This window comes from Streptomyces sp. NPDC001858, assembly GCF_053594615.1.
The window spans coordinates 1-14,962 of record NZ_JBSFEV010000024.1; the positions used below are offsets into that span (position 1 = coordinate 1).

Here is a 14,962-nt window from a genome sequence, read left to right on the forward strand (position 1 = left end):
AAGGAACGGACGAGGACCTCGTAGAACACGGCGCGTTTGAACCACTCGGGGTCGCGGTCCTTGGCGGGAGTGTCCTCGAAGGTGTCCGGAACAGGTTCGTTGACGCTCATGGTGTGGGTGACCCTCCGATCTGCGGGGTGGACGGTCGCAGGACGGTGAGTACGTGCGCGGGCCGGGTGCCCGGTTCGAGGCGCACGTAGTTGGCCCTGCCCCAGTGATAGGTCTCGCCGGTGAGCTCGTCGCGCACCGGTACCGACTCGTGCCAGTCCAGGCCGAGTTGTGGCATGTTCAACGAGACCGTGGCCTCCTGGGTGTGGTGGGGATCGAGGTTGACGACCACCACAACCGTGTTCGAACCGCTCGCCTTCGCACTCCGCTTGGAGTAGGCGATCACCGCTTCCTTGTCGGTGGGATGGAAGTGCAGATCGCGCAGCTGCCGCAGGGCGGGCGCGGCCCGCCGGATCGCGTTGAGCCTCGTGATGAGGGGCGCGAGACTGTCGGGGGTGTCCCAGTCACGGGGTTTGAGCTGGTACTTCTCCGAGTCGAGATACTCCTCGCTGCCCGGCTTGAGCGGGGTGTTCTCACAGAGTTCGTAGCCGCTGTAGACGCCCCAGGTGGGGGAGAGGGTGGCCGCGAGCACGGCACGGATCGCGAAGGCGGCCCGCCCGCCGTGCTGGAGGTACTCGTGCAGGATGTCGGGGGTGTTGGCGAAGAGGTTGGGCCGCATGGAGGCGGCGGCGTCCCCCGACAGCTCCGTGAGGTACTCCGTCAGCTCCTGCTTGGTGTTGCGCCAGGTGAAGTACGTGTAGGACTGCTGGAAGCCGATCTGGCCGAGCGTGCGCATCATCGCGGGCCGGGTGAAGGCCTCGGCCAGGAAGATCACGTCCGGGTCGGCGGCGTTGATCTCCCCGATGACCCGCTCCCAGAACACGACCGGCTTGGTGTGCGGGTTGTCGACGCGGAAGATCCGCACCCCGTACGACATCCAGTGCCGCAGCACGCGCAGGGTCTCCGCGACGAGGCCGTCCATGTCGGCGTCGAAGGCGATCGGGTAGATGTCCTGGTACTTCTTCGGCGGGTTCTCGGCATAGGCGATCGTCCCGTCGGGCCGGTGATGGAACCACTCGGGGTGCTTCTGCACCCAGGGGTGGTCCGGGGAGCACTGCAGGGCGAAGTCGAGGGCGATCTCCAGCCCCAGCTCGCGCGCCCGTTCCACGAACCACGCGAAGTCCTCCAGCGTGCCCAGCTCCGGGTGGACGGCGTCGTGCCCGCCCTCCGGCGAGCCGATCGCCCACGGCACGCCGACGTCGTCCGGACCGGGGTCGAGGGTGTTGTTGCGGCCCTTGCGGAACGTGGTGCCGATGGGGTGGATCGGCGGCAGATAGACGACGTCGAAGCCCATCGCCGCGATCGCGGGCAGTCTGCGGGCGGCGGTGCGGAAGGTGCCGTGCGGGCGCTCGCGGGTGCCCTCGGAGCGGGGGAAGAACTCGTACCACGCGCCGTACAGGGCCCGTTCCCGCTCGACGAGCAGCGGCAGCGGCTCGGACGCGGTGACCAGTTCCCGCAGCGGGCGCCGGCCGAGCACGGCGTCGACCTGCGGCGTCAGCGCTGCGGCCAGCCGGGAGACGGGCGGGCGGGTCTCGTCGCGCAGGGCGTCGACCGCGGCCCGCAGCACGACCCGGTCGGGCCCCTTCGGCGCCGCCGCGGCGGCCCGTTCGTGGAGACTCGCGCCCTCTTCGAGGACCAGCTCGGTGTCCATCCCGGCGGGGATCTTGATGCGGGCGTGGCGCCGCCAGGTGGCGACCGGATCGCTCCACGCCTCCACGGTGTACGTCCAGCGGCCCGTCGCGTCCGCGGTGACGTCCGCGCCCCAGCGGTCGGTGCCGGGGGCGAGTTCGCGCATCGGCGTCCACGGACCGGGCCTGCCCTGCGGATCGCGCAGGACGACGTTGGCGGCGACGGCGTCGTGGCCCTCCCGGAACACGGTCGCCGAGACCTCGAACGTCTCGCCGACGACCGCCTTGGCGGGCCGGCGCCCCTGCTGGACGAGTGGGCGGACGTCGAGGACGGGTATGCGCCCGACGGCGGGCGCGAGCTGCTCGGCGTCGCCGCCGTGCGGGGAGTGCGGGGAGTGCGGGGAATGCGGGGCGTTCTGTGCGTGCGTGCTGCTCGTGCCGCTCGTGGTGCTTGTGCCGTGCGTTCCGCTCGTGCCGTGCGTGGCGTTCGTGCCGTGCGTGGCGTTCGGGGCGTTCGGGGCGTTCGGGGCGTTCGGGGCGTTCGGGGCGTTCGGGGCGTTCGGGGCGTGCTCGGGGCGGGTCGTCGGGGGTGTTGACGGGTGGTGCCTGGCTGGCATGACCGCTCCTGTCCGCATCAACGGGGGGTAGGCGGATGGATGTGGTGGGGAGGGGGTCCTGCGAGGGAGTACCGGAGGAGCCTTCCACCCTATTCGGGTGAGCAATCCGGCACTTTGTTAACTACTCGCGCGTATGTCTACGCACAAGACCGGCCCCGTTCGCGGGGAACGGGGCCGGTTCTGGCGCTCCGTCACCGGAAGGGTGGGACCTGGAGGAGTTTGTTCGGCGAACCGGGCCCGCGGCCGGAGACCTTGCCGTTCGCGGCCCCCGCGACCAAGGCCCTCGCGACCTGCGCGGGCGTGGCCCTCGGGTGGTCGGCGAGGTGTAACGCGGCCGCGCCCGCCGCGTGCGGCGCCGCCATCGACGTACCCGAGTACGCCGCCTTGCCGGTGTCGCTCGCGTACGACGCGGAGGTGATCGACACGCCCGGCGCGAACAGGTCGAGTGCGGAGCCGTAGTTGGAGAAGCCCGCCCTGGCGTCCTTGCGGTCGGTGGCCCCGACCGTGATGGCCTCCCGCACATCGGCCGGGGAGTGCAGGGCGGCCGGCTGCCCCAGATTGCCCGCGGCGACGGTGTAGGTGACGCCGGACCGGATGGAGGTGCGCACGGCGGCGTCCAGCGCCGCGTTGTAGCCGCCGCCCAGACTGAGGTTGGCGACCGCGGGCTTGTGCGCGTGCCGGGTGACCCAGTCGATGCCCGCGATGGCCTGCGCGGACGTGCCCGCACCGGAGTCGTCGAGCACCCGCACCGCGACCACCTGGGCCTTCTTGGCCACGCCGAGGCTCGCGCCCGCGACCGTGCCGGCCACGTGCGTGCCGTGTCCGTTGCCGTCGGAGGCGATCCGGTCACCGCCCACGAAGTCCCAGCCGTACCTCGCCCGGCCGCCGAAGTCGGCGTGCGTGATCCGGACGCCGGTGTCGATCACATACACCGTCACGCCGGCGCCCGCGGACTTCGGCCAGCTGTAGCTGCCGTCCAGCGGCCGGCTCGGCTGGTCGACGCGGTCCAGCCCCCAGGACGGCGGGTTCCTCCCGACCACGTCCAGCGTCACACGCGTGTCCTGGACGACCGAGGCCACCTCCGGGTCGGCCGCGAGCCGCCGCGCCTGTCTCTCGTCGGCCTCGACGGCGAACCCGTTGAGCACCGTGCCGTAGGTGTGGCTGATGGTCGCCCCATACCCGCTGACGAGGCGTCGTCCGGCCGCCGACGACGCCTTCAGGTCCCCCTTCAGCGTGACGAGATAGCTTCCGCCGACGGCGCCGGGCAGACCGGCGCCGAGTATCGGAGCGCCCCGGGCGGCGAGCGATGTCCCCTCCGGTGCGGCGAGCGACGTGCCCTCCGGTGCGGCGAGCGACGTGCCCTCCGGTGCGGCGTGCGCGGGCAGGGTGACGGCCGACAGCACCACGGTCGTGACGACCGCGGTCAGGCCCCCCGCCCGGCGCAGACGCCGTGTTCGCGTCCGTGCCATGGTTCGAGTTCCCCTCCTCGACTCGGCTACAGCCTCTCGTGCGGGGCGAACTGCCACAAGGTGGCCTGCGAGGGTGAAAGGGTAATTTTTCGGCCTTCCGGTGACGTGCCCGGCCTCGCCCGAAGAGCGCCGCGTCAGGCCGCTTCACCCCGTCCGCCGATCGAGCGGGAGATCCTTCAGGCCGAAAAGCGCGGGTTCGGGGGCGGCCAGCCCTCAGCGACGCCGACGCCGACGCCGGTACCTTCTACGAAAGACGTGACGCACACCGCCGTGCGTCTCTTCCTCACGCACGCCGAGGTGGAATGTGAAGGCGATCCGTCGATTCACCGTCCGACCCCTCCTCCCCGAACCCCTCCGGCCACTCAGCGACCTGGCCCGCAACCTGCGCTGGTCCTGGCACGCGGAGACCCGCGACCTCTTCCAGTCCGTCGATCCCGAACGCTGGGCCACCGCCGACCGCGACCCGGTGAGACTCCTCGGCACCGTGCGCCCCGCACGGCTCGCCGAACTCGCCGAGGACCGCCGTTTCCTGCGCCGGCTCACCGCCGCCGCCGACGACCTGCACGACTACGTGACCGGCGACCGCTGGTACCAGGCACAGCCCCCCACCGCCGGGCTGCCCGCCGCCGTCGCCTACTTCTCGCCCGAGTTCGGCATCACGGCCGCGCTCCCCCAGTACTCCGGCGGCCTCGGCATCCTCGCCGGCGACCACCTCAAGGCGGCCAGCGACCTGGGCGTGCCGCTGATCGGGGTGGGCCTGCTCTACCGGCACGGCTACTTCCGCCAGTCGCTCTCCCGGGACGGCTGGCAGCAGGAGCACTACCCCGTCCTCGACCCCAACGAGCTGCCGGTCACCCTCCTGCGGGAGGACGACGGCTCCCCCGCGCAGGTCTCCCTCGCCCTGCCCGGCGGGAAGTCGCTGCACGCCCGGATCTGGCTGGCCCAGGTCGGCCGCGTCCCGCTCCTCATGCTCGACTCCGACGTCGAGGAGAACGACCTCGGCGAACGCGGGGTGACCGACCGGCTCTACGGCGGCGGCAGCGAACACCGCCTCCTCCAGGAGATGCTGCTGGGCATAGGAGGTGTCCGGGCGGTACGGACGTACTGCCGCCTCACCGGCCACGCCCCGCCCGAGGTCTTCCACACCAACGAGGGCCACGCCGGCTTCCTCGGCCTGGAACGGATCGCCGAACTCGCCGACGCCGGACTGGACTTCGACCCGGCGCTGGAAGCCGTCCGCGCCGGGACGGTCTTCACCACCCACACCCCCGTCCCGGCCGGCATCGACCGCTTCGACCGCGCTCTCGTCGCCCGGCACTTCGGCCCCGACGCCGAACTGCCGCGGATGGACGTCGACCGCATCCTGCGCCTCGGCATGGAGACCTACCCGGGCGGCGAGCCGAACCTGTTCAACATGGCCGTGATGGGCCTGCGCCTGGCCCAGCGCGCCAACGGCGTGTCCCTGCTGCACGGCCGCGTGAGCAGGGAGATGTTCTCCGGCCTGTGGCCCGGCTTCGACCCCGAGGAGGTGCCGATCACCTCCGTCACCAACGGTGTGCACGCCCCTTCCTGGGTGGCCCCGGAGGTGCTGCGCCTCGGCGCCCGGCAGGTCGGCGCCGAGCGCGCCGAGGACGCCCTGAGCGTCGGCGGCTCCGACCGCTGGGACGCCGTCACGGACATCCCCGACCAGGACATCTGGGAACTGCGCCGCGATCTGCGCGAACAACTCGTGGTGGAGGTACGGCGGCGGCTGCGCGCGTCCTGGCGGCAACGGGGCGCGGGCACCGCGGAGCTGGGCTGGATCGACGGCGCCCTGGACCCGGACGTCCTCACCATCGGCTTCGCCCGCCGGGTCCCGTCCTACAAACGCCTGACGCTGATGCTGCGCGACCGCGACCGGCTGACGGAGCTGCTCCTCCATCCCGAGCACCCCATCCAGATCGTCGTGGCCGGCAAGGCGCACCCGGCGGACGACGGCGGCAAACGCCTGGTCCAGGAACTGGTCAGGTTCGCCGACGACCCGCGCGTACGCCATCGCATCGTCTTCCTCCCCGACTACGGCATGGGGATGGCCCAGAAGCTGTACCCCGGCTGCGACATCTGGCTGAACAACCCCCTGCGCCCCCTGGAGGCCTGCGGCACCTCCGGCATGAAGGCGGCGCTCAACGGCTGCCTCAACCTCTCCGTCCTGGACGGCTGGTGGGACGAATGGTTCCAGCCCGACTTCGGCTGGGCGATCCCCACGGCCGACGGCGCCGGCACCGACCCCGACCACCGCGACGACATCGAGGCGGCGGCCCTCTACGACCTGCTGGAACAGCGCATCACGCCCCGCTTCTACGAGCGCGGCCGGTCCGGCCTGCCCGACCGCTGGATCGAGATGGTCCGCCAGACCCTCACCCTCCTCGGCCCGAAGGTGCTGGCCGGCCGTATGGTCCGCGAGTACGTGGAACGCCTCTACACCCCGGCCGCCCACGCCCACCGCGCCATGACCCCCGACGTCGCCCGCGATCTCGCCGCCTGGAAGCACCAGGTCCGCGCGGCCTGGCACGCGGTGACGGTCGACCACGTCGAGACGTCGGTCGCGACGACGACGGCCGAACTCGGCACCACGCTCTCCCTGCGCGTCCGCGTGGGCCTCGGCGACCTGGCCCCCGACGACGTCGAGGTCCAGGCGGTCTCCGGCCGGGTCGACGAGGAGGACCACCTCACGGACGCGACGACGGTCCCCCTCAAACCGACGGGCGGCCCCGACCTGGAGGGCCGCTGGTCGTACGAGGGCCCCCTCGCCCTCGACCGCACCGGCCCCTACGGCTACACCGTCCGCATCCTCCCGACCCACCGCCTCCTCGCCTCCGGCGCGGAACTGGGGGTGGTGGCCCTGCCGCCGGAGGACGTGGTGGAGGGCGCGGGGGTGGTGCTGCGCTAGGAAGGGCTCTTCGGTGTGCGGGCGTTGGCGATGCCGGCGCCCGCACACGCATGCAGGTCACCGGGGCAGTGAGGGGCACGCTCTTGTCATGTCCGATCCGGGCTGACATACGCTGTGTCGCCCGACAAATGACTCCCAGAGAGGCCGAAGGCGCGTGTCTGACAGACCGTCCGATGAGCCCGGCTCCATATCCGATGAGGAATGGGCGAAGTTCGTCCAGGACAGTGAGCGTGCGATACCCTCCTCCGCTCCGAAGGAGCCGTCCGCGAGGGCGCGGATGGTGGCCGCGCGGTTGCGGGAGCAGGAGGCCAGGGGGGAGCTGCCCGAGGGGTGGCGTACCGGGCCGGCCTGGCAGGAGATGGACGGCACGGCCGCGCGGAAGCGTCGGCGGCGGTGGGTGTTCCTCGGCCTGCCCGTCGTGATCGCCCTGGCCGTGGTCGCCATGCGGCCTTCGCTGCTGCCCGGGGATCCGTTCGGCGCCGGAGACCCGGTGGCCGCCGCGTCGCCGCTGCCCGCCGAGACCGCCGCGCCGACCGCCGCTCCCGACGCGGTGGATCCCGACCGGCCCACGCTCGAACAGCCGTTCCTCGGCTCACCGGCCTTGCAGTGGGCCGACGGCGCGGCCGGGATCGTGCTGCCGAAGGCGACGCCCGTCGGATCGCTGTCGAAGGCCAAGGTGGCGAAGGCGCTGGAACTGACCAGGAACCTCCTGGTCGACGCGAACCTCGACCCGGTCACGCTGCGCGGCGGACGTCCCGAGACCGCGCTCGCGGTGATCGAACCCCGGCAGACGGACCTCGTCAGCCGGCTGAACACCTCACTGAGCAAGCCCGACGAGCAGCACGACCCGTTGGCGATGTTCAGCCGCTTCGACCCCGCCGACCTGAAGGTGGTCGGCGATGTGGTCAAGACCCGGGGCCGGATGACGTTCAAGGCGGGTGAACACGCCTCCGTCGCCGTGCACGCCGACTACACCTTCGTCTACCCGGTGGTGCGCGCCGAGAAGGGCTCGACCGAGGTGGAGCGCACCATCGTCCGCCGTGTGCTCGACGTGGAACTCTCCGATCCGGCCAAGTACATCGTCACCCCGGGGAAGATCACCGTCAGGAACTACGAGCAGTCGATCGGCAACTCCGCCTGCGACGTCTACGACGGCTTTCTGCACCCCGAGTTCTCGACGACGGCCGAGGCTGAGCCCACGGGCGCGGCCCCGACCGGGCCGACCACGGATCCCTACGACCGCAGCCGTGAGCTGGGCGCGGACCGCGACCAGGGCTGCGGCGTCGTCTCCCGCACCTGAACCGCCGGCGGGCGCTCGACGGACGACCCTCCCCGCACGGTCATCCGGTCCGCGTCCTTGCGGTCCGAGTCCTTGCGGTCCACGTTCTTGCGGTCCACGTTCTTGAGTGCGATCCCCGGCTCCCGCCCGGCGCGGAGCCGGGGGCGGTACACGCCTTGGATTCTGCGGACGTCCTCACGGTCCTTCGGGCGGCCCAGGTGCCGCTTCCACCGCAGCGTGTCGTGCAGCGTCAGGAAGTTGATCCCCTGGTAGTCCTCCGCGGCCCGGATGAGGTCGTCGACCGTCCCCAGCAGGAACGGGAACCAGGCGTTCAGGACCTCGATCCGGGATCCGAAGAAATGCACGGACAGGACGTCCCCGTAGGGGGCGTGCCGGGGGCCGGGGAGGGACAGGGACCGGGACCGGGACACGGCGTGGTTCCAGGCGGCTCCGCGCGCGACGATGTCGAGATCGGTGACCTGGTCGCGCAGCCCGTGGATGAACAGGGGCGCGCTGCCGGCCACGACGAAGTCCTCGGTCGCCAGCCCGAGTGTCTCGAGCTGCTGGAAGTGCTCGGTCCCCAGTCGGTCCTGCCGCACCGGACACTCGGGTACGGAGGGCGCCCGGCTCCCCGGCGCGGGGATCGGGCGGTCGGAATCCGGGTGTCCGGTGCGGGTCATGCCGCTAGCCCCGAAGGGAGCGGCTGGAGGAGGAGCAGGGGGAACTGGGGGAGCTGGGGGAGCGGGGCGGGGGAATGGCAGCGTCCGCTACCGACGCTCTGATCAACAACGTCCACAGTTGTGCTGTCACATCGTCTCCTGTGAGCCTGGTTGCCGAGCCCTGCTGGGTGACCGACGCCTGGCGCCTTGGTAGGAGGCGCGCCTGATACCTCGTCGGGCGACTGCCACGCTACGTTCCGGAGCCCGGCGGAGCCACCCGCGCAGGGCCGAAAGCAAAGAGACGAACAGGCCCGCGAACCATGTCATCCGACATAGTTCTGCCGCGGGCTGTGCGTCTACGCTGGTCGGATCGGGTGGAGTCTCTTTGCCGAGCCCTCGTCCGGTGACCGCGCAGGCAGGCTGCGGGGGTGGTAGCCCGCAGTTTTGCCTGCGTTTGGGGTGCCCCGGTGTCCTACGGACGGCGTAGGGGTCCCCCCGTCCGCCGCGGCACGGCGTCGACGTCGACCCGTCATCCTCCGTACGGGCCGCATCGGCTGTATCGGCCGCTCCGGCCGCAATGGCCGCATCGGCCGCTTCGGTCAGGATCCGTGTGCCACCTCGGTCAGCGCGGCCCGGTCCCGCAGTTTCAGCTGGCGGTAGCCGCTCTCCAGCATTCCCGCCCTGCGGAACTCCCGCAGCGCCCTGGCGACGGAGACCGGCGAGGCGGACACCAGTGCGGCCAGCTCGGCCTGGCTCAGCGCCACGTCGAGCACCGTGCCGCCCTCCTTCGCGTGGCCCAGCGAATCGGCCAGCGACAGCAGGACGCGGGCCAGGCGCACCCGCACGCTGTAGGTGTGCACCTCGACCCGCGCGACGGTCGCCGAGCGCAGCTTCGCGGTGACCACCCGGAACAGCGCGGCTCCGAGGTCGGGGTGGACCTCGGCCAGCCGGAAGAAGGTCTTGTGCGACACCCGCCAGGCGGTCACCGGACCGGCCGGCGCGACCGTGGCCGACCGCAGGGGGGTCTTCTCCAGCGCCGAGAGCTCTCCGATGACGTCCCCCGGGCAGCGGATGGCGAGCAGCGTCTCCTGACCCGACTCCGAGCAGGACGTCACCTTCGCCAGCCCCGTCCGGATCACCAGCAGGTAGGACGCCGGGTCCCCCTCCCGGAACAGCAACTCGTCAGGGCCGTACGACACCTGGGCGCCCGCGTCGATCAGAGCCTGGCGCGACTCCCGGGAGAGCTGGCTCAGATAGGAGCCCGCCGGCCAGGTGCGGTCGGCTTTCCACGGCACGGCCTCGGCCTCGCCCATGCGTCCTCCCCCCCCCGTCCACGCTGCCTGATGATGGCAGGCGCCGGGACGAACTGAGAAGGACGAGTGTTCTTCAGGCCACCTCCCGTGCCGGGAAAACAACTGGGACGGGAGGCTCGGGCGGCGCTATGCTCCCCGCGATGACGACTCACTCTTCTCACAGATCGGGGGTCCCGTCCGCGCAAGGTGAGTGCTGATGCTCACTCAGACCGCGAACAGGGACGACACCCGCTTTTCCTTCTGGCCGCGCGTGCGCGAGTTCGCCGTGCCGGCCTCCATGATCGAGACGGCGACCGCCCGCCGGCATGCCGGGGACTGGGCGGGGGCGTGCGCCGCCGCACACGTCGACGTCGATCTCGACCTGCGCGCCGTGGCCACCGCGCACGGACGCGACCTCGCCTCCCGGCTCAGAGCCGATCTCCGGCACCTGGCTCCTGACCTCCTGCGCTGGCATCTTCCGCGGGTCGCGCCCGACGGATTGCTGAGACCCGGGCTGACCGTGGCGCTGGCCCGCTACGACCGCCCAGGGCGGGACGACACCAAGTGGCCCGTGCACCTCGTCGTGCGGACCCCGCCGGCCTGGGCCGACGCCGGGCAGCGGATCAGCCTCTCGGTGTGGGACGGCTTCGACGGCGGTCCTGCGCAGCGGCATCCACATCCCCGGCCCAGTCGGCGCTTTCGGCTCGATCTGCACCGTCACCTGTGGGACGCCCGCAGGACGGACGAGCTGCGCGAGCGGGCCGGCGCCGCGCCGGACGGGCATGGCCGTGCCGTCGACCGGTGGGCCGCCGAGGCCGAGATCCTGCTGCGGGCCGACGCCACGCCCCGGCCCACGCCCGTTCTCGTGCGGCTCGGGAGGCGACAGCGGCTCGTCCTCGACGATGTCGGCGCGTCCGAGTTCCGGATCACCGAACCGCCCCCGGGCGGCGACGGCTCCGCGCTGCCCGTACTGCCCGACGCCGCCACCTGGACGCCGCCCGATCTGGAACTGCTCCGGGCCGGCGCCGTCGACGTCGAGCGGCTGCATCCGCTCGTCGCCTCGGCGTTGGCGCCGGGGCACGAGCGGGCGGCGGCGGCCGGGTCGCTTCGGTCCGACGACCTCGCCGGACGGCCGCGCCTGGTCGAGTGCCGGGGCGACACGCACCGCATCGGCCTCGTGGACGGCGTCCTCGCCCCGCTCGATCACGGACCCGACGAGATCCGGCGCGAGGAGCTGCTGGTCGCACTGACCGGTACGCCTCTGCCCTGTCTCCAGGCCATCGACGACGCCCATCGTCGGCCCGACTGTCTGACCGGGGTCCGCGAACGTCTCGTCCACGGGGACATCGCCGGTGCGCTGGCCGTCGTCGAGGGCCTGCTCGGGGCGGACGCGGTGCTGCGCGACGGCGCGTTGCGGGACGAACTGGAGACGGCCGCACGGCGGCGGATCACCTACGGGCTGTTCCGCGCCGGGCTGGCCACGCCCGGCCCGCGCCGGGTGGGGCTGCGGCCGTCCGCCGGCCGCCCGCGAGGCCACCGTTCGCACCCACGCCAGACGCTGACCCGCTGACGCCACGCTCCCTTGTTCCCTTGCTTCTTTTCGCCAGCTCTTTCCGCGAGCTCATTTCGCGAGCTCTTTTCGCCGACCCAAAGGTGATCACGCATGCCCACATGTGCCCCTCTCCCTCCCGTCTCCCAACTCGACGTCGCCGCCGACCTGTTGACCCTGCTCCGCGCCTCCACCACCGAACCGCGTCCCGACGTCCAGCTGGAGGCCCTGACCCTCGCCGTGGCCGCCGATCTGCCCGTGCTGCTCTGGGGGGAGCCGGGGATCGGCAAGACCGCTGCCCTCACGCAACTCGCCGACGCCCTGGACCTGCCGTTGACCACCGTCATCGCCAGCGTGCACGAGCCGTCCGACTTCTCGGGGCTGCCCGTCGTCGGGGACGATCCCGCCGAGCAGGGGGTGCCGATGGCGCCGCCGGACTGGGCGGTGCGGCTGGTGCGGGCCGGCCGGGGACTGCTGTTCCTGGACGAGCTGTCCACCGCGCCGCCCGCCGTGCAGGCCGCGCTGCTGCGGCTGGTGCTGGAGCGGCGGATCGGCGCGCTGCAACTGCCGGCCGGCGTACGGATCGTGGCCGCCGCCAACCCGCGGTCGTCGGCGGCCGACGGCTGGGAGCTGAGCCCGCCGCTGGCCAACCGTTTCGTGCATCTGCAGTGGACCCACGACCACGAGGTCGTCGTCCGCGGACTCGGCGGGACCTGGCCCCGGGCCACCCTGCCCCGGCTCGACCCGGAGCGGCTGCCCGAGGCCGTGGATTTCGCCCGCCGCGCGGTGTGCGGGCTGCTGGCGGCCCGGCCCACGCTCGTGCACCGGCTGCCCAGCGGCGAGACCCGCCGGGGCGGGGCCTGGCCGTCGCCGCGCAGTTGGGACATGACGTTGAGTCTCCTCGCGTTCGCGACCGCCGCCGGGTCGTCCCGGGAAGTGCTCTCCCTGCTGGTGCGCGGCACGGTCGGGGACGGCCCCGGGCTGGAGCTGCTGGCGAGCCTGGACCGGATGGACCTCCCGGACCCCGAGACGCTGCTCGCCGATCCGGCGGGCGCCGAACTGCCCGAGCGCGGGGATCTGCGGCAGGCCGTGCTCGACGGGGTGGTGGCGGCGGTCCGCGCCCGTCCGGAGCGGTCCCGCTGGGACGCGGCCTGGGCGTTGCTGGTGAGGGCCGTCGAGACCGGGGCCCCGGATCTCGTCGTCGTGCCCGCGACCACCCTGGCGAGTCTGCGCCGGGAGGACTGGGACGTCCCGGACTCGATCGAGAGCCTCGCCGGGGCCGTCGGCCTGTCCCGACGGGCGGACCGGGCCGCGGCGCGGGTCGCGGACCTGGAGAAGGCCGCCCGATGACTTCCGACGAGGTGAAGGGTCCGCTCGACCGCGACAAGCTGCTCGCCGCGCGGCTGCAGGCGGCCCGGGCCCGGCCCTACCTGGCGACGGCGCTGTTCGCCCTGCACGTCGTGGAGTCGCGGCGGGTGCCGACCATGGCGGTGGACCGGCACTGGCGCTGCTACGCCTCACCGGCGTTCGTGGACCGGACGCCGGTGGAGCAACTGGCCGGCGTGTGGGTGCACGAGGTGTCGCATCTGCTGCGCGACCACCACGGACGCAGCGACCGGGTGGCGAGGGAACGCGGGCTGACCGGGGCGGGGGAGCGGCTGCGGATGAACATCGCCGCGGATCTGGAGATCAACGACGATGCCTACGGCGACGGGCTGGCCCGCCCCGAGGGCGTCGTCGTGCCCGAATCGATGGGGCTGCCGGAAGGCCAGCTCATGGAGGAGTACCTCACCCGGTTCCGGCTCGGGCAGTTCACCGACGGGCTCTCCTGGCTGGACTGCGGCAGCGGCGCCGACGGGCTGGAACGGGACTGGGAGCTGGGTCCCGAGGGCGCTCACGGGCTCAGCGAACAGGAGCGGGACGCGGTCCGGTTCCGGGTGGCGCAGGGCATCAACGGGCGGCCGGGCAGGGCCCCGAAGCAGTGGCGGCGGTGGGCGGAGGAGGCGTTCCAAACACCGCAGCCGTGGCGGGAGCTGCTAGGCGCGGCGGTCCGCTCGGCGGCCTCCGGGCCGGGCGCGGGCGAGGACTACAGCTACGGCCGTCCGTCGCGCCGCTCGGCGAGCGTCCCGGGCGCGGTCCTGCCGAGCCTGCGGCGCAGACCGCCCCGGGTCTGCGTGGTCGTCGACACGTCCGGGTCGGTCAGCGACGCCGAACTGGGCAGCGCGCTGCTGGAGATCGCCGCGATCTCCCGGGCCGTGGGCGGCCGACGCGACCTGGTCAGCGTGGTGCCGTGCGACGCGTCGGCCCGGATCGCACACCCCTTGTGCCGCGCGGAGGGGATTCCGCTGGTGGGCGGCGGCGGCACAGACCTGCGCACCGGCTTCGCCAAGGCCCTACGGGTATCGCCCCGACCGGACGTGGTCGTGGTCCTCACCGACGGCCAAACCCCCTGGCCGGCCACCCGCCCACCCTGCCGCACGGTAGTAGGCCTGTTCCCCCGCACCTCGGACTCCTACGACGAGGACGACCCCGACTACGTACCGGATCAGCCGCCGGGGTGGGCTCGGGTGGTGGAGATCGGGTGACGGGGATCGGGCGACGGGGACGGGCGGCATGATCGACAGGACGGGCGCGTGAAGTAGCTTGTCGGTTGCTACGGCCGGAAGCATCAGGTCGGTTGGATGGAGCCGAAATCGCCGGGATGACGTTTCTGGAAGGTGCGAGAGAGGACAGTACCGCCGAGGACGTCGGCCTTCCTGGGGACATCGAGTTGTTTCCTGTCTCGGTCGACGCGGAGAGGACAAGGTGATTCGAGTCATTTCTAATTTCGAAGATGCGGTAGTCGAAGTGCTTGGGCAGCCAAGGCGTACATCGATTCCGACTGCAGACTGGGGTGCGCTGGAGCGAATACTCGGCGTAACCCTCCCCGCTGACTACAAGCGAATCATTATTCGGTACGCACCAGTACAGGCGAACGGGCATCTTTACCTGCACCACCCGTCTACGGAACGCTGGAATCTCGGCCAGTGGATGGAGCGAACGGTCGCCGCATTCTCAAGCAGTGACCTGACAGGGGCGAAGTGCCCTGGGTTTCCGGGCGGCCCTCGGTTCGGGGGACCTGAGGGCTTGATTCCCCTGGTTTCCACTGACCGTGGAGAATATCTGTTCGGGCTGGCGGATGCTTCCGGAGGCTGGCGCCTGCTGGCCTGCAGCGGAGATGAACAGGACTTCTACGAGTATCAGATTGCTTTTCCTGAGTGGCTCTACCGCTATCTGTCAGGCGAATCGATGTTCGGTCCAGGCAGTGCTGTCTTCTACCCTGGCCCCGTCGTCTTCGAGGGGTTGCCGATGACAGCATCAGACCCCTCCGACACGTGGGATGGCCCAGACCGGGGGATGTGAGGTCACATACCCGGGCGGATGGTCGGCTGG

The 14,962-nt window shown here is 71.9% G+C and carries 10 protein-coding genes; 6 read left to right on the forward strand and 4 right to left on the reverse strand.

All coding sequences use genetic code 11. The features are described from left to right. Nucleotides 1-106 precede the first annotated feature (106 nt). Both ACWCPF_RS28555 and ACWCPF_RS28560 read right to left on the reverse strand, forming a co-directional pair. Nucleotides 107-2,353 carry an alpha-1,4-glucan--maltose-1-phosphate maltosyltransferase gene (locus ACWCPF_RS28555; RefSeq protein WP_451047977.1) on the reverse strand — a complete coding sequence of 749 codons (2,247 nt, stop codon included), beginning with the start codon at nucleotides 2,351-2,353 and terminating at the stop codon, nucleotides 107-109. A 191-nt stretch (nucleotides 2,354-2,544) separates the two neighbouring features. Beyond that, a complete protein-coding gene (locus tag ACWCPF_RS28560; protein WP_451047978.1) occupies nucleotides 2,545-3,822 on the reverse strand; it encodes a S8 family peptidase in 1,278 nt (425 codons plus the stop codon). A 304-nt stretch (nucleotides 3,823-4,126) separates the two neighbouring features. On the opposite strand from ACWCPF_RS28560, the gene ACWCPF_RS28565 reads away from it, so the two are divergent. Together ACWCPF_RS28565 and ACWCPF_RS28570 are read left to right on the forward strand one after the other, a co-directional pair. Continuing rightward, a complete protein-coding gene (locus tag ACWCPF_RS28565; RefSeq protein WP_451047979.1) occupies nucleotides 4,127-6,751 on the forward strand; it encodes a glycosyltransferase family 1 protein in 2,625 nt (874 codons plus the stop codon). A gap of 154 nt (nucleotides 6,752-6,905) precedes the next feature. Next, complete coding sequence (locus tag ACWCPF_RS28570; RefSeq protein ID WP_451047980.1) at nucleotides 6,906-8,051, forward strand: hypothetical protein; 1,146 nt, start codon at nucleotides 6,906-6,908, stop codon at nucleotides 8,049-8,051. On the opposite strand, the gene ACWCPF_RS28575 is transcribed toward ACWCPF_RS28570, so the two are convergent. Then, the gene (locus tag ACWCPF_RS28575; RefSeq protein ID WP_451047981.1) at nucleotides 7,985-8,710 is read right to left on the reverse strand and encodes a hypothetical protein; all 726 of its coding nucleotides are present in this window, start codon (nucleotides 8,708-8,710) and stop codon (nucleotides 7,985-7,987) included. The genes ACWCPF_RS28570 and ACWCPF_RS28575 overlap by 67 nt on opposite strands. Before the next feature lie 578 nt (nucleotides 8,711-9,288). After that, nucleotides 9,289-10,002 (reverse strand): Crp/Fnr family transcriptional regulator, encoded by a 714-nt coding sequence (locus ACWCPF_RS28580; protein WP_451047982.1) that lies wholly within the window; start codon nucleotides 10,000-10,002, stop codon nucleotides 9,289-9,291. Nucleotides 10,003-10,198: 196 nt separating this feature from the next. On the opposite strand from ACWCPF_RS28580, the gene ACWCPF_RS28585 reads away from it, so the two are divergent. The 4 genes from ACWCPF_RS28585 (at nucleotide 10,199) to ACWCPF_RS28600 (ending at nucleotide 14,932) form a co-directional block, all read left to right on the forward strand. Beyond that, nucleotides 10,199-11,551: a hypothetical protein gene (locus ACWCPF_RS28585; protein ID WP_451047983.1), complete on the forward strand. Its 1,353-nt coding sequence runs from the start codon at nucleotides 10,199-10,201 to the stop codon at nucleotides 11,549-11,551. A gap of 93 nt (nucleotides 11,552-11,644) precedes the next feature. Beyond that, complete coding sequence (locus ACWCPF_RS28590; protein WP_451047984.1) at nucleotides 11,645-12,880, forward strand: AAA family ATPase; 1,236 nt, start codon at nucleotides 11,645-11,647, stop codon at nucleotides 12,878-12,880. Next, complete coding sequence (locus ACWCPF_RS28595) at nucleotides 12,877-14,115, forward strand: vWA domain-containing protein (protein WP_451047985.1); 1,239 nt, start codon at nucleotides 12,877-12,879, stop codon at nucleotides 14,113-14,115. Before ACWCPF_RS28590 ends, ACWCPF_RS28595 begins: the two co-directional genes overlap by 4 nt. A 220-nt stretch (nucleotides 14,116-14,335) precedes the next feature. After that, nucleotides 14,336-14,932, forward strand: coding sequence for an SMI1/KNR4 family protein (locus ACWCPF_RS28600; protein WP_451047986.1), 597 nt, complete (start codon nucleotides 14,336-14,338; stop codon nucleotides 14,930-14,932). Nucleotides 14,933-14,962 lie beyond the last annotated feature (30 nt).